Genomic DNA, 1,223 nt, shown 5'->3' with positions numbered 1-1,223 from the left:
CAAACCCATGTATATCATGGGTTTGCGCCTGATTTTATTCAAAATATTGAACTGAGTTTTGTCCCAGCCTCTTTTTAGAATTAAAAATTTTAATTAACGCTTTTGTTTACCAGCATTACGACCGTTTGACTTTGATGAATCAGTATCGCTTTCGCTGACATTACCTGTAATATCTTTGCGTTCTGTCCCTTGTTGTTGCGCTTGTGCTGCCTTCATGGCTTCAGCGAATGGGCCTGTTGGCTCCGATTGCAAGCGCCCAGCCAACGCATCATCAACGACATCCTTTACGACGAACGTTTCAGCAACTTGTGCGCGCAGCTTTGGCCGCCAAACAATGATAATCAAGGTTTGAATAATCATAACCAATGCACCAACAAAGAAGTACAACGCAATACCACCGTTAGTAACCCAAGTCATAATCAACATCATGATCGGCATCATTAACATCATTGATTGCATCTGCTTCTTTTGTTCAGCAGGAATACCAATCAACGACAAGTACGCTTGAACACCATAGGCAACAGCCGTGGCAATTGCTAACACAGGCGATTGTGATCCTAAGTTAATGCCAAAGTAAGTAGCGTGTGCAATTTCGTGTGAATTCTTAATAGCAGCGTACAATCCCATAAAGACAGGCCATTGAATAATCAATGTGGCAAAATTCATACCACCAAGCATTGAAACACCGTTCTCACGGTAAACTGCCATCATAGCTTGTGATGCCAACATCTTTTCTTCTTGTGTTTGTGCTGCCTTCTGTGCTTCTTGAATCTTGCTCATCTGTGGTTGCAACAAACGCATCTTTTCTTGCTGAATAGTTGCGCCACGTTGTTGGTGAATCATCATTGGCAACAAAATCAAACGCACCACAAATGTCAAAATAACAATTGACCAACCAACTGCATTCGTACCACCAATCCAGTCTTCTGACATGTGCATAAAGCTAGTCAATGGACCTTCCAAAAAGTCTGCGTGACCAGTAACAAACAAAATAATCAATAAAATAAACAAGATGGGCGTTAAGCCTTTAATTTTCATGGAATATCGATCCTTACCTATTTCTCTTTTTTACAATAATCCATTATATCACAAAAAAATCTTTGTAAACTAACTTTACAAAGATTTTTAACCATTAAAAAATAGCACCCAACGATTGCTACTTTAGAGAAGCGGACGACGGGAATCGAACCCGCATTCCCAGCTTGGAAGGCTGGAGCACTAGC

The 1,223-nt window shown here is 40.6% G+C and carries 1 protein-coding gene; it reads right to left on the bottom strand.

What is annotated here, in order from left to right; translation table 11 throughout:
* Positions 1 to 93: 93 nt before the first annotated feature.
* Positions 94 to 1,038, bottom strand: a complete 945-nt coding sequence (gene yidC / locus EST42_RS03475) for a membrane protein insertase YidC (protein ID WP_134644229.1) — start codon at positions 1,036 to 1,038, stop codon at positions 94 to 96.
* Positions 1,039 to 1,223 lie beyond the last annotated feature (185 nt).

The organism is Weissella cibaria, from assembly GCF_004521965.1.
Lineage (GTDB): Bacteria > Bacillota > Bacilli > Lactobacillales > Lactobacillaceae > Weissella > Weissella cibaria_A.
The sequence above is the reverse complement of the archived record's forward strand: the minus strand, read 5'-3'. Positions and strand labels throughout refer to the sequence as shown.

Bases quoted from the DNA above. Each gene is read 5' to 3' on its own strand.
- yidC (WP_134644229.1), bottom strand. From the start codon at position 1,038: ATGAAAATTAAAGGCTTAACGCCCATCTTGTTTATTTTATTGATTATT.